The sequence below is a fragment of the Pantoea sp. Cy-640 genome (genome assembly GCF_011752635.1).
GTDB classification, from domain to species: Bacteria; Pseudomonadota; Gammaproteobacteria; order Enterobacterales; family Enterobacteriaceae; genus Pantoea; species Pantoea dispersa.
On record NZ_VWXB01000001.1, the window covers coordinates 431,746 to 450,510 of the forward strand.

Annotated in this window: 23 protein-coding genes; 12 read left to right on the forward strand and 11 right to left on the reverse strand. The window is 58.2% G+C overall.

Annotated elements, in window-relative coordinates; all coding sequences use genetic code 11:
- Positions 1-99 precede the first annotated feature (99 nt).
- On the forward strand, positions 100-189 hold the full coding sequence (locus F3J36_RS02120) for a YnhF family membrane protein (protein WP_021506219.1): 90 nt from the start codon (positions 100-102) through the stop codon (positions 187-189).
- Positions 190-245: 56 nt separating this feature from the next.
- Here the strand turns inward: F3J36_RS02120 and F3J36_RS02125 are convergent, their stop codons facing one another.
- Positions 246-1,037 carry a C40 family peptidase gene (locus tag F3J36_RS02125; protein WP_058757687.1) on the reverse strand — a complete coding sequence of 264 codons (792 nt, stop codon included), beginning with the start codon at positions 1,035-1,037 and terminating at the stop codon, positions 246-248.
- Between the two features lie 366 nt (positions 1,038-1,403).
- Between F3J36_RS02125 and F3J36_RS02130 the strand changes: the two genes are divergently transcribed.
- Complete coding sequence (locus F3J36_RS02130) at positions 1,404-1,736, forward strand: Grx4 family monothiol glutaredoxin (protein ID WP_021506217.1); 333 nt, start codon at positions 1,404-1,406, stop codon at positions 1,734-1,736.
- Between the two features lie 52 nt (positions 1,737-1,788).
- Here F3J36_RS02130 and rnt read toward each other — a convergent pair whose 3' ends face one another.
- From rnt to eptA, 5 genes are all read right to left on the reverse strand, one after another.
- On the reverse strand, positions 1,789-2,457 hold the full coding sequence (rnt, locus tag F3J36_RS02135; RefSeq protein WP_021506216.1) for a ribonuclease T: 669 nt from the start codon (positions 2,455-2,457) through the stop codon (positions 1,789-1,791).
- Positions 2,458-2,565: 108 nt separating this feature from the next.
- The gene (gene gloA, locus F3J36_RS02140) at positions 2,566-2,973 is read right to left on the reverse strand and encodes a lactoylglutathione lyase (protein ID WP_166718745.1); all 408 of its coding nucleotides are present in this window, start codon (positions 2,971-2,973) and stop codon (positions 2,566-2,568) included.
- Positions 2,974-3,074: 101 nt separating this feature from the next.
- Positions 3,075-4,172 carry an alkene reductase gene (locus tag F3J36_RS02145; RefSeq protein ID WP_058776267.1) on the reverse strand — a complete coding sequence of 366 codons (1,098 nt, stop codon included), beginning with the start codon at positions 4,170-4,172 and terminating at the stop codon, positions 3,075-3,077.
- 49 nt (positions 4,173-4,221) lie between these two features.
- Complete coding sequence (locus F3J36_RS02150) at positions 4,222-4,818, reverse strand: TetR/AcrR family transcriptional regulator (protein WP_166718746.1); 597 nt, start codon at positions 4,816-4,818, stop codon at positions 4,222-4,224.
- A gap of 39 nt (positions 4,819-4,857) precedes the next feature.
- Complete coding sequence (gene eptA, locus F3J36_RS02155; protein WP_166718747.1) at positions 4,858-6,495, reverse strand: phosphoethanolamine transferase EptA; 1,638 nt, start codon at positions 6,493-6,495, stop codon at positions 4,858-4,860.
- Positions 6,496-6,715: 220 nt separating this feature from the next.
- Between eptA and F3J36_RS02160 the strand changes: the two genes are divergently transcribed.
- From F3J36_RS02160 to F3J36_RS02175, 4 genes are all read left to right on the forward strand, one after another.
- On the forward strand, positions 6,716-6,955 hold the full coding sequence (locus F3J36_RS02160; RefSeq protein WP_021506211.1) for a DUF1289 domain-containing protein: 240 nt from the start codon (positions 6,716-6,718) through the stop codon (positions 6,953-6,955).
- Positions 6,956-7,020: 65 nt separating this feature from the next.
- Positions 7,021-7,917, forward strand: a complete 897-nt coding sequence (locus F3J36_RS02165) for an aldo/keto reductase family oxidoreductase (protein WP_166718748.1) — start codon at positions 7,021-7,023, stop codon at positions 7,915-7,917.
- Between the two features lie 81 nt (positions 7,918-7,998).
- Positions 7,999-8,517 carry a superoxide dismutase family protein gene (gene sodC, locus F3J36_RS02170; protein ID WP_021506209.1) on the forward strand — a complete coding sequence of 173 codons (519 nt, stop codon included), beginning with the start codon at positions 7,999-8,001 and terminating at the stop codon, positions 8,515-8,517.
- Between the two features lie 128 nt (positions 8,518-8,645).
- Positions 8,646-9,113: a hypothetical protein gene (locus F3J36_RS02175; RefSeq protein WP_021506208.1), complete on the forward strand. Its 468-nt coding sequence runs from the start codon at positions 8,646-8,648 to the stop codon at positions 9,111-9,113.
- On the opposite strand, the gene F3J36_RS02180 is transcribed toward F3J36_RS02175, so the two are convergent.
- Genes F3J36_RS02180 through F3J36_RS02190 form a run of 3 tightly spaced genes read right to left on the reverse strand, consistent with a single transcriptional unit; the run spans position 9,114 to position 12,222 of the window.
- Positions 9,114-11,114, reverse strand: a complete 2,001-nt coding sequence (locus F3J36_RS02180; RefSeq protein WP_166718749.1) for an FUSC family protein — start codon at positions 11,112-11,114, stop codon at positions 9,114-9,116. It abuts the gene before it with no gap.
- A 7-nt stretch (positions 11,115-11,121) separates the two neighbouring features.
- Positions 11,122-11,979 carry an HlyD family secretion protein gene (locus tag F3J36_RS02185; protein WP_166718750.1) on the reverse strand — a complete coding sequence of 286 codons (858 nt, stop codon included), beginning with the start codon at positions 11,977-11,979 and terminating at the stop codon, positions 11,122-11,124.
- 6 nt (positions 11,980-11,985) lie between these two features.
- Entirely contained in the window at positions 11,986-12,222 is a 237-nt protein-coding gene (locus F3J36_RS02190) for a DUF1656 domain-containing protein (protein ID WP_021506205.1), read from the reverse strand.
- A gap of 150 nt (positions 12,223-12,372) precedes the next feature.
- Here F3J36_RS02190 and slyA point away from each other — a divergent pair, with 150 nt between their 5' ends.
- Positions 12,373-12,810 (forward strand): transcriptional regulator SlyA, encoded by a 438-nt coding sequence (gene slyA, locus F3J36_RS02195; RefSeq protein WP_010618966.1) that lies wholly within the window; start codon positions 12,373-12,375, stop codon positions 12,808-12,810.
- 41 nt (positions 12,811-12,851) lie between these two features.
- On the opposite strand, the gene slyB is transcribed toward slyA, so the two are convergent.
- Entirely contained in the window at positions 12,852-13,319 is a 468-nt protein-coding gene (gene slyB / locus F3J36_RS02200) for an outer membrane lipoprotein SlyB (protein ID WP_021506204.1), read from the reverse strand.
- A gap of 285 nt (positions 13,320-13,604) precedes the next feature.
- On the opposite strand from slyB, the gene anmK reads away from it, so the two are divergent.
- The 5 genes from anmK (at position 13,605) to pdxY (ending at position 18,070) form a co-directional block, all read left to right on the forward strand.
- Positions 13,605-14,726, forward strand: coding sequence for an anhydro-N-acetylmuramic acid kinase (anmK, locus tag F3J36_RS02205; protein WP_088515851.1), 1,122 nt, complete (start codon positions 13,605-13,607; stop codon positions 14,724-14,726).
- Positions 14,727-14,735: 9 nt separating this feature from the next.
- The gene (locus tag F3J36_RS02210; RefSeq protein WP_021506202.1) at positions 14,736-15,065 is read left to right on the forward strand and encodes an MliC family protein; all 330 of its coding nucleotides are present in this window, start codon (positions 14,736-14,738) and stop codon (positions 15,063-15,065) included.
- A 20-nt stretch (positions 15,066-15,085) separates the two neighbouring features.
- A complete protein-coding gene (pdxH, locus tag F3J36_RS02215; RefSeq protein ID WP_021506201.1) occupies positions 15,086-15,742 on the forward strand; it encodes a pyridoxamine 5'-phosphate oxidase in 657 nt (218 codons plus the stop codon).
- Positions 15,743-15,881: 139 nt separating this feature from the next.
- Entirely contained in the window at positions 15,882-17,156 is a 1,275-nt protein-coding gene (tyrS, locus tag F3J36_RS02220; protein ID WP_059011053.1) for a tyrosine--tRNA ligase, read from the forward strand.
- 53 nt (positions 17,157-17,209) lie between these two features.
- On the forward strand, positions 17,210-18,070 hold the full coding sequence (gene pdxY / locus F3J36_RS02225) for a pyridoxal kinase PdxY (protein WP_166718751.1): 861 nt from the start codon (positions 17,210-17,212) through the stop codon (positions 18,068-18,070).
- A 43-nt stretch (positions 18,071-18,113) separates the two neighbouring features.
- On the opposite strand, the gene gstA is transcribed toward pdxY, so the two are convergent.
- Complete coding sequence (gene gstA / locus F3J36_RS02230; protein WP_031279159.1) at positions 18,114-18,719, reverse strand: glutathione transferase GstA; 606 nt, start codon at positions 18,717-18,719, stop codon at positions 18,114-18,116.
- Positions 18,720-18,765 lie beyond the last annotated feature (46 nt).

Sequence of the window (18,765 nt, forward strand, 5' to 3'; positions counted from 1 at the left end):
GCGGCGATTCTAGCAAGCCGGGGCGGATAACACGAGATTTTTGCCCATCACTGTGCGAAAATTATTTAACCATGCAAACTGTGTGACTAAGGAGTTGTGATGAGTACCGATTTAAAACTGGCATTGACCACCACCGCCGCTGCTCTGCTGATGATTATTGCCTTTAGCTTTACCGCCATTCTGCATTAATAAAAAAGCCGGTGCTGCTGAACAGCCACCGGCTTTTTTGTTGCGCAACGCTGAGGTTAGCGCACGGTTTTCGGCGTCATCATACGGCGTGCGCCAACGTAATGCTTCTGCCAGTAATCCTCGCCCAGCGCGCTAATCTGAATGTCCTTACCGGTGCGCGGAGACTGAATGAATTTGCCATTGCCCAGATAAACCCCGACATGGTCGGCGGTGCCGCGGTTGTTGATGCGGAAGAACACCAGATCACCTTTCTCCAGCATCTCGCGCTTGATTGGCGCGGCGTCGCGCAGGTGATACATCTCATTGGCGGTGCGGGGAAATTTAAACTTCACCAGGTCTTTGTAGGCGTACCACACTAAACCACTGCAGTCGAAACCGGTGTGCGGTGAGGTGCCTCCCCACTGATACGGTTTACCCAGCTGGCCCATCAGTTTCGTCATCGCGGTTTCGCGCGCTTTTTGATAGCGCAGGCGGTGGGCCTTGCTCATTTTAATGCCGCTCAGCTGCTGCACTTCATCATCAACGGCAACGTCACGCGATTTCTTCGCCAGCCGCTGATGACCATATTTTTTCGCACTGAGCTTAAGTGAGGATTTGCGCTGCGTGGTGTGCTGAAGTACCGTTTCGCTTTTCTGCTGTTTTTTCAGCCTGAACTTCTGTACCGACGTCAGGCGAGACTTTTTGCTGGTGGTTTTCACCGGGCGTCGTTTGCGACGCTCATCTTCACGCGCGTTCTTTTTCTCCGCTTTCTGCAAACTGGCATTAACCGGCGCATGCGGAGAAGCCGCCGCCACATTAAAGAACAGTTGGGCAAAAGCCAGTATGAAAAGCGTAATCAGTAAACGCATAGTCCGGTTACAGGTTAAGCCGTCGGCAGGAAGCCAGACCGCGGTAAAGTTAGAAAAATCTGATCGACGATCAGCACCGGGGCAATTCTAATCCACTTTTTTTGCAAAAGGTAAGGTCTTTTTCCATTAATCTGTCACGGTACTGAAAGTGGGGCAAAAATGAGCGATTTCAGCTGTTTAACCCAGCGGAATTATTGCTAATTATTAATTGATTAATGCTTATTAATGATATGAAAATGTTATTCGTGGCGCGCGAACTTAACAAACATGGCGATATGCGCCGGCTAAGGCAAAATCCCGTTTTCAGTCGCGGGGCGAAGTCGCTACAATAAACAAACACGAAGTGAAGGATTAAGGAAGGCAAAAATGAGTACTGTTGAAAAAATTCAGCGCCAGATCGCAGAAAATCCGATCCTGCTGTACATGAAAGGTTCGCCGAAACTGCCAAGCTGCGGTTTCTCTGCGCAGGCGGTACAGGCGCTGTCTGCCTGTGGTGAGCGCTTTGCGTACGTAGACATTCTGCAAAATCCGGATATCCGCGCTGAGTTACCGAAATACGCCAACTGGCCAACTTTCCCGCAGCTGTGGGTGGATGGCGAGCTGGTCGGCGGCTGTGACATCATCGTTGAGATGTTCCAGCGCGGCGAACTGCAACCGCTGATCAAAGAGACCGCTGAGAAGCACAAAGAAGCAGAATAAGAAAAAGGCCGACAGCAGTGTCGGCCTTTTTTTGGCTGCGGTCTGACGGGCCTCAGGCCGAAGCATCGTCTTCGGCCGGCTCTTCACTCACCGCCAGCGGCCAGCCGCCGAGGCGTTTCCAGCGATTCACCAGTTCGCAAAACAGCGTGGCGGTCTGTTCGGTATCGTACAGTGCCGAGTGCGCCTGAGTGCTGTCAAAATCTATTCCCGCCGCTTTACAGGCCTTCGCCAGCACCGTTTGTCCCAGCACCAGCCCGCTCAGCGCGGCGGTGTCAAAGGTGGCGAACGGGTGAAACGGGTTACGCTTCATGCCGGTGCGCTCTGCTGCCGCCATCAGAAAATTATGATCAAAGGTGGCATTGTGCGCCACGATAATCGCCCGGTTACAGCCGCTGTCTTTGGTACCTTTACGCACCATTTTGAAAATGGCGTGCAGCGCCTCATATTCACTCACCGCGCCGCGCAGCGGATTGCTGGGGTCGATGCCGGTAAACGCCAGCGCTTCGGGATTGAGAATCGCCCCTTCGAACGGCTCCACGTGGAAATGCAGGGTTTCATCGCGGTGCAGCCAGCCATCCTCATCCATTTTTAACGTGGTGGCGGCGATTTCCAGCAGCGCATCGGTTTGCGCATTAAAACCGGCGGTTTCAACGTCAATCACCACAGGATAAAAACCACGGAAGCGTTGATGGAGAGCGTTTAAGGCGTTCGATTCAGACATCAGGATCTCATTGCAGGAAATGGGGCAGCGCGCATTATGGCAAAAATCGGCGCAGGGTGCAGCAGGAGAGGGAAGTCAGCCCGCAAATTAGCAGGCTGACTAACGGCATTAGTTGCCGAGGCCGTGACCGGCGTGTTTGTTTTCGATCAGCTCGATTTTGTAACCGTCCGGATCTTCCACGAAAGCGATGATGGTGCTGCCGCCTTTGACCGGGCCGGCTTCACGCGTGACGTTACCGCCCGCCTGACGGATGCGGGCGCAGGTCGCCGCGACATCATCTACGCCCAGCGCGATGTGGCCGTAGGCATTGCCGAGGTCGTATTTATCCACGCCCCAGTTGTAGGTCAGCTCAATGACCGCACCTTCGCTCTCTTCGGTGTAACCCACGAAAGCCAGGGTGTATTTGTATTCGGTGTTTTCGCTCTGACGCAGCACGCGCATACCCAGCACGCGGGTGTAAAAATCGATGGAGCGCTGCAGATCGCCAACGCGTAACATAGTGTGAAGTAAACGCATAACATCCTCTTTTTAAAAGTCATCAGGGAACCCGCTTAGTATAGCGAGGGAATGCCCTGAAGAAAGCACGCGGCCGCACATCCGCTGCGGCCGCGTTTGACTTACAGTGTCGGGTAGTCGGTGTAACCTTCCGCGCCGCCGCCGTAGAAGCTCTCCGGACGCTGCGGGTTAAGCGGTGCATCCTGCTGCAGGCGCGCTACCAGATCCGGGTTGGCGATGAAGTCACGGCCAAAGGCCACGGCGTCAATCAGGCCACGCGCGATCAGGTCGTCCGCTTTTTCCACGGTGTAGGCACCGGCACCGATAATCACGCCCGGGAAGGCGGCACGCACTTTCTGGCGGAACTCATCGGTGTAAGGCTTACCGCCCGCCCAGTCTGGCTCAGACAGGTGCAGGTAGGCGAGGCCGCGCTTGCCCAGTTCGCTGATGTACCACAGTGCCGCTTCTTCTTCATCCGGACCGTTTTCCAGATTCTGGAAGGCGCCGATTGGCGAGATGCGAATACCGATGCGATCGGCTGACCAGTTAGCAATCGCCGCATCGACCACTTCCAGCGCGAAACGGCCGCGCTTCTCAATCGAACCGCCGTATTCATCGGTACGCTGGTTAGAACCCGGTGCGAGGAACTGATGCATCAGATAGCCGTGCGCAGAGTGCAGCTCCAGCAGGTCAAAATCGGCGTCGCGCGCATTGGCTGCCGCCTGGCCGAAGTCTTTAACGATCTGCTGGATTTCTGCCACGCTCAGTTCACGCGGCATGGAGGTATCTTCGCGATACACGCTGCCGTCGGCGGCGCGCAGCGAGGTGCGGGTGCCAGCGGCGATCGCGGACGGTGCGACCGGCGCTTTGCCATCCGGCTGCACGCTATTATGCGAGATGCGGCCGGTGTGCCACAGCTGAACGGCGCTGTGACCGTGCGCGGCGTGAATGCCTTCGTTAATCATTTTCCACGCAGCAATCTGCTCTGCGGTGTGTAAACCCGGCGCACCGGCGTAGCCTTTCGCCTGGAACGAAACCTGGGTGGCTTCGGTAATGATCAGACCCGCGCTGGCGCGCTGCTGATAATACTCCGCCATCAGCGGGGTAGGAATATCGCCCGGTTCAATGCTGCGCAGACGCGTCAGCGGCGCCATAAATACACGGTTAGGTACGGTAATCGCGCCCACTTTCAGCGGGGTGAACAGCTGTTTACTCGCCATGATGACTCCTGTAATAGACCGGTCGTCTAGAAATTGCCGTTTTTAAAAATCAGCGGTGATTAAGCCACTGTTCGATGGTGTCGAGCGCCAGGCTAATCGGCCCGGGCTCACGTGAAATCTTGCTCTGCAGGCTGGCACCCAGCCACAGCAGATAACAGCGTTGCGCCAGCTGCTGCGGGCTTTGCCCATAGGGCAGCGGCTGTTCGGCTGCGACCTCCGTCAGACAGCGTGCGTAAGCAGCCGTAATGGCCGTGGCACCGCGCTGCAGCGCATCGCGCATCGGCTCTGACAGATCGCACACTTCGCCGGAAAGCTTAACGCCCAGACAGCCGACGATGTGACCCTGCTCGATAAACAGCCGTTCCGCGTAGCGAAAATGCTGCAGTAAGCGTTCGCGTGCAGTAACGCCGGGCTGGGTCAGCTGCTGTTCAACCTGCTGCTGATAGTTGACGAAATAGCGCTTCAGCAGCGCCACACCGAACGCTTCTTTTGAGCGGAAGTAGTGATAAAACGAGCCTTTCGGCACTTCCGCCAGCGCCAGCATTTCGCTCAATCCCATGCCGGTGAAACCGCGCTGCAGGCAGACCTGCTCGCCGGTGGCGAGCAGATGTTCACGGGTTTCGTTGCGTTGCACTGTCTTGTTCATGTCAGGCAGAGTATTAGACCAGTCGGTCTAATGCAATCCTCAGGCGCGATTCTGGCACGATTTGATCATATCCAGCTGCGGCTGATACTCCTGCGTCTGGATGTTGAACAGGCCGAGCACCGTGTGGAACAGATTATCCTGCGACACCGCTGTCTCTGCCGCCTGCTGGCGCAGACAGGCCTGATCAATGTGATACGCCGCGGCGTAGCCCGGCGACATCCACAGCAGCAGCGGGATGTGCGTCTGCTGCGACGGTGCAAACAGATATGGCGCACCGTGCAGATACATGCCGTGTTCACCCAGCGATTCGCCATGGTCGGACAGATACACCAGCGCCACGTTAAAGCGATCGCTCAGGCCCTTTAGCTTATCGATGGTGCGACTCAGCATATCGTCGGTATACAGCAGCGAGTTATCGTAGGTGTTGACCAGCGCCTGGTGATCGCAATCCTGAATCTGATTGCTGTCGCAGGTCGGCGTAAAGCGCTGGAACGCGGCCGGATAGCGCTTAAAGTAAGCCGGACCGTGGCTGCCCATCTGGTGCAGTACGATGATGCCGTCATTGTGCAGGCTGTCGACATAGTTATCAAAGCGATGCAGCAAGACGTCATCGAGGCAGAAGCCATCGTGGCAGTATTGTGGCAGCTGCCACTGCGTCATATCGGTATGCGGCACGCGGTCGCAGGCACCCTTGCAGCCGCCGTCGTTTTCGCGCCACAGCACGCTGATTCCGGCATGGGCCAGCACATCCAGTACGCCTTCCTGATGATGGGCGAGGTTCGCGTCATAATGCTCGCGCGGCATATTCGAGAACATGCACGGCACCGAAATGGCGGTTTCCGTGCCGCAGGAGCTGGCGTTGGGATAATAAATCACCTGCTGTTTTTTCAGCTGTGGGTTGGTGTCGCGCGCATAGTCGCCGAGGGAGAAGTTCTCCGCGCGCGCAGTTTCACCCACCACCAGCACCACCAGCGTCTTCTTCGGCTCGGCGGTGATTAGCGGTCCTTTCTTCGCATCTTCGCCAATCTTTACCAGCGCCTGGCTGCCTTGCAGATAACGCTGATCGACATAATGGCCGGTGCCGCTGACAATATTGGCAGGGGTGATCATCTTCACCAGGCCTTTGTTATTGCGGATCAGCGAAGCGTAGTCTTTGTAGAACAGCACAGCCATCAGCAGAATCACCAGTACGGCACCGAGCGCACTGGCGAGGCGCTGCAGCAGGTTCCACCACCAGCGCTGGCGATTGCTGATACGGACGCTGCACACCAGCGCGACCGGAAGAATGCCCATCAGCAGCATCCAGATGACATAGTTGCGGCTCATCAGCGCGCCGGTTTCCTGCGCATTCGACTCAAACACGTTTTCGATCATGTTGGTGTCGATGACCGTACCAAAGCTGTGCATAAAGTAGTTGGCGGCGGCGCTGGCGAGAATCAGCACAATCAGCAGCGGTTTGCGTATCCACGGCCAGGCCAGTAGCGAGAAGAGCAGATAAAACGCCGCGACCAGCACCACCGGCATGCTGGCGGCGAACAGATAATCATGCACGCGGGTGTAGGGAATAATTTCCCACGCGCGCAGTAAAAACAGGGCATTGAGGACAAAGGCAAAGAACAACGCGGCCAGTAAATTAAAGCTGTTGTCGTGACACTGTAACTTAGAGGTCAGTTTCATGGAGACTCATCGGAATAACGGAATATGACAATCGTATGAATTGAAGATGAGGAAAACCTTAACCGCGTCTCCTTACCTGATTGATTCCCTGACTATTGCCACGGTGACGGAAGCTGGCGTGGTTGTCGCCGTGTACAGTACCAGTAATAACGGTTTATGCCTTGCACTATGTCACTAAGCTGTTATCAATAAGAGTGGATAGGTTCATTGCGGAGGTGATGTGGCTGAGCAATTAGAGTTTTTTCCGGTTCCGAGCCCCTGTCGCGGTATCTGCCAGAGCGATGCGCGCGGCTATTGCCGTGGCTGTCTGCGCAGCCGTGAGGAGCGCTTCAACTGGATGAAATTCAGCGATGCGCAAAAACGTGAGGTGCTGCGCCTGTGTCGTCAGCGCCTGTTGCGCCTGCAGCGGCAGCAAAAAGTTGATGAAAATCCTGATCCACAGCAACCGGAGCTGTTTTAAGAAAACGCGACCTGCGCATTTGGTTATACTCGCGCTTTCGCTAATGCGCAGAAGGGAGTTTAACCATGTTACAACCGCACGCTATTGCCCCACAGGGACCCGATTTTTCGCCGCTGATTGCCGGTTACTGGCGGCTGATGGAGTGGGGCATGACGCCGCAGCAGCTGGTGCAGTTTATTGAGCATCATCTGGCATTGGGCATCACCACCGTTGACCACGCCGACATCTATGGCGACTATCGCTGTGAAGCCGCGTTCGGCGAAGCGCTGCGACTGGCACCGCAGCTGCGTCAGCAACTGCAAATCGTCACCAAGTGCGGCATTGCTACCCGCGCGAAACCGGAACATAAAATCGGTCACTACATCACCGAAGCCAGCCACATCCTGCACAGTGCGGAAAATTCGCTGCGCCACTTTGCCACCGATTATCTCGATCTGCTGTTGATTCACCGTCCGGATCCGTTAATGGATGCGGATGAAATCGCCGACGCCTTCCTGCAGCTGCATCAGAGTGGCAAGGTGCGTTATTTTGGCGTGTCCAACTTTACCGCTGCGCAGTTCACGCTGCTGCAATCCCGTCTGCCGTTTAGCCTGGTCACCAATCAGCTGGAAATCTCACCGCTGGAGCAGTCGGCGCTGCTCGACGGCACGCTCGACCAGTGCCAGCAGACGCGTATGCGCCCGATGGCGTGGTCGTGCCTCGGTGGCGGCCGCCTGTTTAACGATCCGCACTACCAGCCGCTGCGCGATGAGCTGGAACAGGTGCGTCAGGAGATCGGTGCCAGCAATATCGAGCAGGTGGTGTATGCCTGGGTAATGAAGCTGCCCAGTCGTCCGCTGCCGATTATCGGTTCCGGTAAAACCGCGCGCGTGAGCGACGCAGTGAAAGCCTGTGAACTGACGCTGGATCGCCAGCAGTGGTTCCGTATTCGCAAGGCGGCGCTCGGCTACGATGTGCCCTGAAGCGTAAATCTGCGTCAAACTACGGCAGCCTGGGCAAAAGCGGTCCAGGCTTAGAGGGAATCTGAACCGTAAGGAGACGTTATGAAAAAAACCATTATGGCCGTGCTGACGCTGGTGTGTGCTGCCGGTGCACACGCGGCGTCAGAAGACGTGACGCTGCATCAGGTGACGGCGCAGGGTATCGGTGAGTCGATCGGTAAGGTGACCATCAGCGAAACCCCGTATGGTCTGCAGTTCGCGCCGGCGCTGAGCGGGCTGAAACCCGGTATTCACGGCTTCCACGTCCACGCCAAAGGCAGCTGTGAGCCCGGCGAATCCGCCGGCAAAACCGTGGCGGCCGGCGCGGCGGGCGGTCACCTCGATCCGCACAACAGCGGCAAGCACCTCGGTCCGTACGCTGACGGTCACCTCGGCGATTTGCCCGCGCTTTATGTCACCGACGACGGTAAAGCCAGCTATCCCGTGGTGGCGCCCCGTCTGAAATCCCTAAGCGAGATCAAAGGCAAAGCGTTGATGGTGCACGTCGGCGGCGATAACCATGCTGACCATCCGCAACCGCTTGGCGGTGGCGGGGCACGTCTGGCCTGCGGCGTGATCTGACCACCGGGCGGCGACGGGCCTGACCCGCCGCCGCCGCGCAGAAAAATTCTGACCCATTTTCCTGCTACTCAGCGGCAACATTCCATCCTATGATGTTGATTCAGGAACGGAACCGCTCAGGGGCAGGCATGAAAACGCGTGGGATTTTGCTGTTGTGTTTAGCGCTGGTGGGCTGCGATCGCCCGAATGATACCCAGCTGCGACTGGAGGCCAGCCGTCAGCTGCAGCGAGATATAGATACCAATCCGCTGCGCGCCAGTTGTGAAAATATTGCCCGCGGCCGCGAATGGCTGACGCAGCATACCCTGCAGCGGCTGCAAGCCAAAGGCTGTCAGAACGTCCTGCGCAGCGCCACCGAAACCAATTTCACCCATACTGAAATCCGCCGTCACAGCATCACCGTGGTGTGCGGCGGCATTCAGGGCACCAGTTTTACCGGCAGCACGCTGGCACGGCGCTTTATCTACTCGTCGGACGAGAAAGCGCTGGTGATCGAACCGATGTCCGAGCAGGATAAAACCCGCTTTGAAGGGCAGAAGACCCTGCAACAGCTGCACGATGACTTTGATCGGCAGTTTACCCAGTACTGTGAATGATCAATCCGGCACCGCCTGACGCAACTGCGCCAGCGAACAGCGCAGGCGCCACAAAATACCCGCCAGGGTATTCGCGTCGCTCTCCGGCTGCCTCTGAAGCTGATCAATGGCCTGCTGCAGCGTATCCAGCGCGGTCTGCAGCGAGTCGTGACGCACACCGCGCAAACTCATAATGCGCTGCAAATCCTGCAGACTGCTGTCGCGCAGCTGCGCCAGCGCCGGTGAGCGGGGTTGCCAGGCGCGCAGCTGCCAGACAATGTGCGAACAGTTCAGCAGCACCACGCCCCAGCGCAGCAGCCACAGGCGCGCCTGCTCATCACGGCTGTGGCTCAGCTGGCTGATGTGATGATAAATCTGCGATTCAAACCGGCTTTCACTCAGACGCGGCTGGCGACGTAGCTGATCGAGAAAAGCGTGGCGCAGCGCCCGGATATGGCGCCGGCTGCGGCGCGCATCAGAACCCGGCTGTAACACCTGAAACGCCAGCCACGCCAGCAGGACGCCACACACTTTTGCCAGGTTATCGTTAAGGAAGCTCTGGAAATCCCAGTCTGGCGGATTACTTACCGCGATAAACGATCCCATAAACACAATAAACTGGCCCCACAGCGCGGCGCGTTGCTTCTGCTGCAGCTTAAACAGTTGCAGCGTCAGCAGCAGCGGGAACAGCAGCAGCAAAAACTGCCACAGCGCGCTGATCTGCACCATCAGACCAAACTGCAGCACAAAGCTGAACAGCGACAACCACAGCAGCGTTTTCAGCAGCAGCGACACGCTGCCGCCGGGCGAAGGCGATGACGAGTAGAGCACGCAGGCAATAGCGGTAAGCGTCAGCGCGGCGGCGCCAGCGTCCCACTGGGTCCCGATCCAGAACGCGCAGCCCAGCATGATCACGCTAAACGTGCGCAGCGCACTCCAGCCAGCTTCGGCACTGTCGCTGGCACGTGCCAGTGCCGGCGCGTACGGCGGCTGGAAACGGGTGTCAGCGTCGGCGCGCTCGATCAGGCGAATCCAGCGCTCCACATTCAGCCACACCCAGCAGAAGTAGCGCAGCCGCTGGACAAAAGCACGCTGGCGGAAATCACCGTGCACGTCCGGCGTGATGCTGCGCAGAATCTGCGCCAGCCGGTATTTATCACACTGCGGCTGCGCCAGTTCGTGCAGCAGCTGTTGCATTGCGCTGTACAGCGCCGGCGGCGCGGCGGGCCAGTTAAGCAGCATGCGCCGCAGGCTGGAGAGCACGCTGGTCAGGCGCAACTGCTGATGCAGCACGTAATTAAGCACGTTATTTTGCCGGCGGAAGCGATAGTGGCTCCAGAAGGCCTGAATGCGCAGCAGATTCATGGTGAGGATTTGGCTGATCACCGTTTCGTGGGCGGTGCGCACATTTTCCGTGCTGCTCTGCTGCAACAGCAGCACGGCGTGGTCGAGCAGGCGGGTGTGCATCTGGCGCAGCGATAGCATCAGTGCGCTGCCGTCCGAGGTGCTGGGCAGGATCATCATCATCAGCCCGGCGCAGAGAATCCCGACGATCACTTCGCACACGCGCGCCTGGGTGATGTCCCACAGCTGGCTGACGTCGCTAACGTTAACGCTGCTGAAGGCGATAATCGCGGCGGTGTAACCGGCCAGTGAAAAGGCGTAGGCCACATTGTTTTGAAAATGGCTGGCGACCCAGGTGCAGAGCGCCAGCCAGCCGGCCATGAAAAAGGCAAACAGCCACGGTTCGTTGAGCGTATGACCGGCAATCAGCAGCGCGGCGCTGGCACCGAGCAGGCTGCCGACGATGCGGCCCAGGCTTTTGCTGATGGCGCCGCCGACGGTGGGGAAACTCACCACCGCGGCGGACGTCATGGCCCAGTAAGGCTGATCCAGCTGCAGCGCATACGCCAGGGTGAGCGCCAGACACATCGCGATTGCATTACGTAACGCATAGCGCCACTCGCCGCCGGTTGCCTTTATCCACGGCAGATTGTGCCAGGCCAGCCACTGCAGATTCATGCCGGCCTCAGTGCGCGACAGAGATGGTGCAGGTGGTACCGGCCACCAGCGGCACATTATCCGGTACCGCGTTTAGCCGGATACGCACCGGGACGCGCTGCGCCAGCCTGACCCAGGGCACGTTGGGTTTGATATCAGGCACCAGACCGCCGTCGCTGGCGATGCTTTGATCGTAAATGGCGCGCCCGATGCTCTCCACCTGGCCCTGCAGTCGTGCGCCGTTGCTATACAGCACGATTTGCGCCGCCGCGCCGGGCTGGATATGGCGCAGTTTGGTCTCTTCGAAATAGCCCATCACATAGTAAGAGTGGCTGTCGACCAGCGCGAACAGTGGCGTACCAGCGGTCGCGTAATTGCCGGCACGCAGCGTCAGGTTACTGACCCAGCCGTCGGTCGGTGCCGTCACCGTGGTTTGCTGCAGGTTCCAGCGCGCCTGATCGAGCATCGCCTGTGCGGCTTTCGCTGTGGCGGCCGCTGCATTCGCGTTGAGGCGCGCCGCGTCCATATCTTCAGCGGAGATCACGTTACGCGGCAGGCTGGCACGGCGATCCGCCTCATGCTGCGCTTTGGCGAGGTCGGCCTGCGCCTTCGCCAGCTGGGCCTGCGCATTGGCCAGCGCAATCTGCCACGGCACCGGATCCAGCGTCAGCAGCACCTCGCCTTTATGCACGAACTGATTGTCGCGCACGGCCAGCGCGCTGATGCGGCCGGAAACCTCGGGCGTCACGTCCACCAGTTCAGCGCGTACTTTGCCATCGCGCGTCCACGGGGCCTGCATGTAGTAGTTCCACATCCACCAGCCTGCGAGCAGCGCCAGGGTAAACACCACAAGGGTAGAAAAGTACTTAAATGGGTTGAATTTCATGGTGATTTATCCGAGGCTCAGTATCCACAGTGCGCCGCTCACGCACAGAACAAACAGTGAGAGATCCATTAAGGTGGGGTGCCAGACATCGCCGGAGTAGATCCAGCCGCGCAGCAGCGGATGAATCAGCAGCCAGAAAAAGAAGCCCAGCAGCACCGCTTTGAACAGCGGCGGGAAGAACAGTGAGGCACCGAACACCAGATCGGTCAGCGGCGCTGTCGCGGTGAGCGCGAAGATTGACACGTGGCATCATCCTTTTTACCCGGGCACGGTTAAATCAAGTGTAGACAGCGGGCGTGCCGTCTGGCCCGGGATTTGTAATTTGTCCTGTAAACTCGCAGAATAGTGTAAAATCTGGCTTGATAGCTAGCAAGCTAATTATAAGGAGATGAAATGGATACGCCGCTTGGAACAGATCTGTCTCGCCTGGTGCGCATCTGGCGCGCGTTGATCGACCAGCGTCTGAAGCCGCTTGAGTTGACACAAACCCACTGGGTGACGTTGCACAATATTCATCAACTCCCGCCAGAGCAGTCGCAGATTCAGCTGGCGAAAGCCATCGGTATTGAGCAGCCGTCGCTGGTGCGTACGCTGGATCAGCTGGAAGAGAAGGGGCTCATCACCCGCGCCACCTGCGCTAACGATCGCCGCGCCAAGCGCATCAAGCTGACCCGTCAGGCTGAGCCGATCATTGAGCAGGTCGAAAACGTGATCGACGCGACGCGTGACGACATCCTCTCCGGCATCAGCCTCGAAGAGATCAATCAGATGGTGACGCTGATTGCCCGGCTGGAAAAAAACATTCTCGAGTTGCAGAACCGCGAGAAATAAAAAAACCGACGCACTGGCGTCGGTTTTTTTTATCTGTGCGCTTAGCGCGGAGAGACGGTGACCTGGCTGCCGTTGGAGGCCATCACCACGCGCTGGCCGACTGAGTAACGGCTGGCGGACTGCTTCTGCACCACCATAATGGTATTGCCGTCATCCTTACGGATCTCCAGCTCTACGCCGTCAGATTTGTTGAGCGCACCCTGCACGCCCTGACCGGCTACGCCGCCCAGTACCGCACCGCCGGCCGTTGCCAGACTGCGCCCCGCGCCGCCGCCAATGGTATTACCGAGGAAACCACCCAGCACCGCACCGCCAATGGCACCGATCACATTACTGTCATCGCCGCCCTGAATTTTTACCGGACGCACGGAGACCAGCGTACCGTATGAGACGCTTTGAACCTGCTTGGCTTCGCTGGCGCTGTAAACATCGCCGGAAAGGGTATCGTTATTAACACAGCCAGCCAGCGTGATACCCGCCAGGGCTACGGCTACGAAACGCTTAATCATGAGAAAGCTCCTTAATGCAAAAAAACGCCATATTCTCGTCCTGTACTGCAACAGTATAAGTCAGAAAATGGTCAATTGACGCGATGTCCGAACAATATGCGGCTGGGCCGAAGCATAGACCACCGCCCATCAACAAAAATTCAATTGCCGGATGAAAATAGTTTGCTGCCGGAATGCGTGTCGCAGCGCAGTTGAAAAGCGGAAATTTATCATAGAATTAGCCCCGGTAATTTGCCAGGCTAAACACAGATGCATTGCAGGCCCGCAAACGGGTAAGGAAGCGCTATGAAATCAGGACGCTATATCGGCGTGATGTCCGGCACCAGCCTGGACGGCGTAGACGTCGTGCTGGCCGCGATCGACCAGCATATGGTGGCGCAACAGGCCAGCTACTGCCATCCCATCCCGCTGGCGCTGCGTCAGCAGGTGCTGGAAATTTGTCAGGGACAGACGCTGACGCTGTCGCAGCTCGGTCAGCTTGATACCCGGCTCGGCCAGCTGTTTGCGGAAGCCGTACTGACGCTGATGCAGCAGCAGGCGCTGGAGGCCAGCGATATCATGGCGATTGGCTGCCACGGCCAGACGGTGTGGCACGAGCCGCAGTCGGCGGCACCGAATACGCTGCAAATTGGCGACAATAACCAGATTGCTGCCGCGACCGGCGTCACGGTGGTTGGCGATTTTCGCCGCCGCGACATGGCGCTGGGCGGCCAGGGCGCACCGCTGGTACCGGCTTTTCACCAGGCGCTGCTGATGGACAGCGTTGAACGGCGCATGGTGCTGAATATTGGCGGCATCGCCAATCTGTCGCTGCTGATCCCCGGTCAGCCGGTGCGCGGCTTTGATACCGGACCAGGTAATATGCTGATGGATGCGTGGATCTGGCGCCACAAAGGCCTGCCGTTTGATAAAGATGCCGGCTGGGCGCGCAGTGGCCAGGTCGTGCCCGCGCTGCTGGAGCAGATGCTCGGCGATCCGTGGTTTGCGCTGCCGCCACCCAAAAGCACCGGTCGGGAATACTTCAACCTGGGCTGGGTGGAACAGCAGCTGCAGCGCTTCCCGGCGCTGGCCCCGCAGGATGTGCAGGCAACGCTGTGCGAGCTGACCGCGCTGACCATCGCCCATCAGGTACAGCTCAACGATGGCTGCGATCGTCTGCTGGTGTGCGGCGGCGGCAGTCGCAATCCGCTGCTGATGGCGCGGCTGGCCGCGCATCTGTCTGGCACCGAGGTGGGCACCACCGATCAGGCCGGTATCAGCGGAGATGATATGGAGGCGCTGGCCTTTGCCTGGCTGGCGTTCCGCACCCTGTCCGGGCTGCCGGGCAATCTGCCGGCGGTAACCGGCGCGCGCGAAATGAGCGTGCTGGGTGCCATCTATCCCGCCAATCCCCACGCAATACGTTAAGGAGCAAACATGAAAAAGATGATCGTGCTGGCCGGCACCCTGACCTTACTCAGCGGCTGTGGTATCTGGCATAAACCTGCACCCGCGCCAGAGACGTTACATTACCAGTGTGGCACGCTGCCGCTGACGGTCACGCTGGACAACGCGAAGCAGCAGGTAAGCTTTATTCTGGACGGCAAACCACTCACGCTGACCCAGACGGTGTCTGCCTCCGGCGCGCGCTACAGCGATGGGACCTACGTTTTCTGGTCAAAAGGCAATGGCGCCTTTGTTGAACGCAACGATAAAATCGTGATTAATGATTGTGAACTGCAGAACGCGGATGCCTCCGCACAGTAAGAGAGAACCGGGATACCAGCATGAGCGACAGTGACAGCTTGCAACACATTGCCCACCTGCGTCGGGAGTACACGCGCGGCGGGCTGCGGCGCAAAGATTTGCCAGATACTCCTCTGGCGCTGTTTGAGCAGTGGCTGCAGCAGGCGTGCGCCGCGCAGCTGCCCGATCCCACCGCCATGACGGTGGCGACGGTGGATAGCAGCGGCCAGCCCTATCAGCGCATCGTCCTGCTTAAACACTACGATGAGCAGGGCATGGTGTTTTACACCAACCTCGGCAGCCGTAAAGCGCTGCAGCTGGCGGACAATCCGCGTATTTCCCTGCATTTCCCCTGGCACTTCCTTGAGCGTCAGGTAATGGTGCTGGGCGAAGTGGAGAAACTGTCGCCGCTGGAAGTGCTGAAGTACTTCCACAGCCGTCCGCGAGACAGCCAGATTGGCGCCTGGGTATCGAAACAGTCGAGCCGGATTTCCGCGCGCGGCGTGCTCGAGGGCAAATTCCTTGAGCTGAAGCAGAAGTTTCAGCAGGGGGAAGTGCCGCTGCCGAGTTTCTGGGGCGGATTCCGCGTCAGATTCCACACCATGGAGTTCTGGCAGGGCGGCGAACATCGCCTGCATGACCGCTTCCTTTATCAGCGTGATGGCAGCGGCTGGACAATCGACCGTTTAGCACCGTAAAACTGCGTTTTATCCCCTTTCAGCGCTGGCGCACGGCTCGTCAGCGCTTTATGCTATAGCCCTCATTTTTTTCGTATCCGCACGTCAGCGGACAGCTGTGTACCAGCATAGGTGCAGTCTGATCAATTTGGAGTCAGTGATGACCAGCAGTAACCTGATACAACAATTGCAAGAGAGAGGCTTAGTAGCCCAGGTAACGGACGAGGAAGCGTTAGCAGAGCGGCTGGCGCAAGGGCCAATTGCACTCTATTGCGGCTTTGATCCCACCGCTGATAGCTTGCACTTGGGCCATCTGGTGCCGCTGCTGTGCCTGAAACGTTTCCAGGATGCCGGCCACAAGCCGGTGGCCCTGGTCGGCGGTGCCACCGGCCTGATCGGCGATCCCAGCTTTAAAGCGGCCGAACGTAAACTCAATACCACGGAAACCGTCAACGAGTGGGTAGAGAAGATCCGCAAACAGGTTGCGCCTTTCCTCGATTTTGACTGCGGCGATAACAGCGCCATCGCGGCCAACAACTATGACTGGTTTGGCGGCATGAACGTGCTGACCTTCCTGCGCGATATCGGTAAGCACTTCTCGGTCAACCAGATGATCAACCGTGAAGCGGTGAAAATGCGCCTGAACCGTGAAGATCAGGGCATCTCCTACACCGAGTTTTCCTACAACCTGCTGCAGGGTTACGACTTTGCCGAACTGAACAAGCGCTACGACGTGGTGCTGCAGATTGGCGGTTCCGACCAGTGGGGGAACATCACCTCCGGCATCGATCTGACGCGTCGTCTGCATCAGCAGCAGGCGTGGGGACTGACGGTGCCGCTGATCACCAAGTCGGACGGCACCAAATTTGGTAAAACCGAAGGTGGCGCAGTATGGCTGGATGCGAAGAAAACCAGTCCATACAAGTTCTACCAGTTCTGGATTAACACCGCCGACGCCGACGTCTATCGCTTCCTGAAGTTCTTCACCTTCATGAGCATTGAAGAGATCAATGCGCTGGAAGAAGAAGACAAAACCAGTGGCAAAGCGCCGCGCGCGCAGTATGTGCTGGCAGAGCAGGTGACGCGTCTGGTGCACGGCGAAAGCGGTCTGAGCGCGGCGAAGCGCATCACCGACAGCCTGTTCTCCGGCAGCCTGAGCGACATGACCGAAGCGGACTTTGAGCAGCTGGCGCAGGATGGTATGCCGACCATTAGCCTGAAGGCGGACGACGATCTGCAACAGGCGCTGGTGGCGGCGGAACTGGTGCCGTCACGCGGCCAGGCGCGCACCATGATTGGCTCCAACGCGGTGTCTGTCAACGGTGAGAAACAATCTGATGCCGAGTATCGTTTCAGCGACAGCGACAAACTGTTTGGTCGTTACACGCTGCTGCGTCGCGGCAAAAAACACTACTGCCTGATTAGCTGGCAGTAAGGTGCAAGGGCCGGTCTCCGGCCCTTTTTTATGGCAAGCAGTACAGGGCAATAATGAAAAATATCCTCGCAATCCAGTCTCACGTGGTTTATGGCCACGCCGGTAACAGCGCGGCCGAATTCCCGATGCGACGCATGGGCGCCAACGTCTGGCCGTTAAACACCGTGCAGTTTTCCAATCACACCCAGTATGGTCACTGGACCGGCACAGTGATGCCCGCCACCCATCTGACCGATATCGTCAGCGGGATCGCCGCCATCGATCGTCTGAAAACCTGCGATGCAGTGCTGAGCGGCTATCTCGGCTCGGCGGAGCAGGGCGAACAGATCCTGGAAATTGTGCGTATGGTGAAGGCGGCAAATCCTGACGCCTGGTATTTCTGTGACCCGGTGATGGGCCATCCGGAAAAAGGCTGCATCGTCGCGCCCGGCGTGGCGGAGTTTCACTGCAAGCAGGCGATGCCGGCCAGCGATCTTATCGCGCCGAACCTGCTGGAGCTGGAGATGCTCAGTGGCCAGACGGTCGCTAACGTGGAACAGGCGGTGGTTGCCGCCCGCGCATTGATTGCGCAGGGGCCGCGCGTGGTGCTGGTGAAACATCTGGCGCGCGCCGGACGCCGTAGCGATCGCTTTGAAATGCTGCTGGTCACCGCCGACCAGTGCTGGCACATCAGCCGTCCGCTGGTGGATTTTGGTGTGCGTCAGCCGGTGGGGGTTGGCGATCTGACCAGTGGCCTGTTGCTGGTTGACCTGCTGCACGGCAAATCGCTGCAGGATGCGCTGGAACATGTCACGGCGGCAGTATATGAAGTGATGCTGAAAACCCACCAGATGGGCGAGTATGAACTGCAACTGGTGGCGGCGCAGGATGCGATTGCGCAACCCACGCAGCACTTTGCGGCAGAACAGCTGTAATCGCTGCTAATCAACAGGCCGGCCAGCATGCCGGCCTGTGGCGTCAGACCAGACCTTCAGCCTTCAGTGCGGCCTGAACCGCCGGCCGCGCAGCCACCCGCGCAAACCATGCTTCCAGCGCGCTCAAACCTTCGAGATTCAGTTTGATGGCTTTTGCCCAGCGCGTAACCACAAACAGATAGACATCGGCGACGGTAAAGCGTAACCCCATCAGCCACTGTTTATCCTGCAGCGCGTCGTTAACGCGCTGAAATTTTTGCTCCAGCTGTGCACGCACTATGGCTTTGTACTCTTCCGGCGTATCCGGACGGAACAGCGGGGAAAAGGTTTTGTGCAATTCGCTGCTGATGTAGCTCAGCCACTCCAGCGTGTGGTAGCGCGTCAGGCTGCCAGTCGGTGCCAGCAGGTTGCGATCCGGCTTGAGATCCGCCAGATACTGCACAATCGCCACGCCTTCCGTCAGTATGCTGCCGTCATCAAACTGCAGCGCGGGAACCTGTCCTTTGGGGTTTATCTGCCAGTAATCTTCTCCGCGCTCGGTGACTTTCTTCTGCAGATCGACATTGACCTGCGTAAAATCCAGCCCGCATTCGCGCGCAACGATATGCGGCGAGAGCGAACAGGCACCGGGCTTACAATAGAGTTTCATCATGGCCTCTCCTGATGAGTTGTTGTGATGTCAGCAGCATAAAACT

Bases quoted from the DNA above. Each gene is read 5' to 3' on its own strand.
- slyA (WP_010618966.1), top strand. From the start codon at position 12,373: ATGGATACGCCGCTTGGAACAGATCTGTCTCGCCTGGTGCGCATCTGG.
- gstA (WP_031279159.1), bottom strand. From the start codon at position 18,719: ATGAAACTCTATTGTAAGCCCGGTGCCTGTTCGCTCTCGCCGCATATC.
- sodC (WP_021506209.1), top strand. From the start codon at position 7,999: ATGAAAAAAACCATTATGGCCGTGCTGACGCTGGTGTGTGCTGCCGGT.
- F3J36_RS02180 (WP_166718749.1), bottom strand. From the start codon at position 11,114: ATGAATCTGCAGTGGCTGGCCTGGCACAATCTGCCGTGGATAAAGGCA.
- eptA (WP_166718747.1), bottom strand. From the start codon at position 6,495: ATGAAACTGACCTCTAAGTTACAGTGTCACGACAACAGCTTTAATTTA.
- F3J36_RS02210 (WP_021506202.1), top strand. From the start codon at position 14,736: ATGAAAAAGATGATCGTGCTGGCCGGCACCCTGACCTTACTCAGCGGC.
- pdxY (WP_166718751.1), top strand. From the start codon at position 17,210: ATGAAAAATATCCTCGCAATCCAGTCTCACGTGGTTTATGGCCACGCC.
- pdxH (WP_021506201.1), top strand. From the start codon at position 15,086: ATGAGCGACAGTGACAGCTTGCAACACATTGCCCACCTGCGTCGGGAG.
- anmK (WP_088515851.1), top strand. From the start codon at position 13,605: ATGAAATCAGGACGCTATATCGGCGTGATGTCCGGCACCAGCCTGGAC.
- gloA (WP_166718745.1), bottom strand. From the start codon at position 2,973: ATGCGTTTACTTCACACTATGTTACGCGTTGGCGATCTGCAGCGCTCC.
- rnt (WP_021506216.1), bottom strand. From the start codon at position 2,457: ATGTCTGAATCGAACGCCTTAAACGCTCTCCATCAACGCTTCCGTGGT.
- F3J36_RS02175 (WP_021506208.1), top strand. From the start codon at position 8,646: ATGAAAACGCGTGGGATTTTGCTGTTGTGTTTAGCGCTGGTGGGCTGC.
- F3J36_RS02185 (WP_166718750.1), bottom strand. From the start codon at position 11,979: ATGAAATTCAACCCATTTAAGTACTTTTCTACCCTTGTGGTGTTTACC.
- F3J36_RS02130 (WP_021506217.1), top strand. From the start codon at position 1,404: ATGAGTACTGTTGAAAAAATTCAGCGCCAGATCGCAGAAAATCCGATC.
- F3J36_RS02125 (WP_058757687.1), bottom strand. From the start codon at position 1,037: ATGCGTTTACTGATTACGCTTTTCATACTGGCTTTTGCCCAACTGTTC.
- tyrS (WP_059011053.1), top strand. From the start codon at position 15,882: ATGACCAGCAGTAACCTGATACAACAATTGCAAGAGAGAGGCTTAGTA.
- F3J36_RS02165 (WP_166718748.1), top strand. From the start codon at position 7,021: ATGTTACAACCGCACGCTATTGCCCCACAGGGACCCGATTTTTCGCCG.
- F3J36_RS02145 (WP_058776267.1), bottom strand. From the start codon at position 4,172: ATGGCGAGTAAACAGCTGTTCACCCCGCTGAAAGTGGGCGCGATTACC.
- F3J36_RS02150 (WP_166718746.1), bottom strand. From the start codon at position 4,818: ATGAACAAGACAGTGCAACGCAACGAAACCCGTGAACATCTGCTCGCC.
- F3J36_RS02120 (WP_021506219.1), top strand. From the start codon at position 100: ATGAGTACCGATTTAAAACTGGCATTGACCACCACCGCCGCTGCTCTG.
- slyB (WP_021506204.1), bottom strand. From the start codon at position 13,319: ATGATTAAGCGTTTCGTAGCCGTAGCCCTGGCGGGTATCACGCTGGCT.